Source organism: Bradyrhizobium sp. IC4060 (genome assembly GCF_020193715.1).
GTDB lineage: Bacteria > Pseudomonadota > Alphaproteobacteria > Rhizobiales > Xanthobacteraceae > Bradyrhizobium > Bradyrhizobium yuanmingense.
The window spans coordinates 1-409 of record NZ_JADYVJ010000106.1 but is presented as its reverse complement, the minus strand read 5'-3'; the positions used below and the strand labels follow the sequence as shown (position 1 = coordinate 409).

General features: G+C 68.9%; 1 protein-coding gene. It reads right to left on the bottom strand.

Annotated elements, in window-relative coordinates:
- Nucleotides 1-19: 19 nt before the first annotated feature.
- A partial coding sequence (locus I6F16_RS37695) for an ABC transporter ATP-binding protein (RefSeq protein ID WP_225174802.1) occupies nucleotides 20-409 on the bottom strand: 390 nt, incomplete at its 5' end.

Here is a 409-nt window from a genome sequence, read left to right as displayed (position 1 = left end):
GCTGCGAACCCTGGGAACGTCAGCTTCCGGGCTCGATCGCGGGGATCGACGCCAGCAGCCGTCGCGTGTAAGCGACCTGTGGCTGCAGCAGCACCTTCTCCGTCGGACCCTCCTCGACGATCTGCCCGTCCTTCATCACGACGACTTCGTCGCACAGGTTCTGGACGACGCCGATGTCGTGCGAGACGAGTACGAGAGTCAGGCCGTCGCGCGCTCGCAGCTGACCGAGAAGCTCCAGGATCTGCGCACGGACGGTCACATCCAGCGCCGACAGCGGCTCGTCGCCGACGAGGAGTCGCGGGCGGTGGGCGATCGCGCGCGCCAGCGCGATGCGCTGCCGCTGCCCGCCGGAGAACTCGTGCGGGAACCGGTCGGCCATCGCCGGCTCGAGTCCGACGTCTTCCAGCAC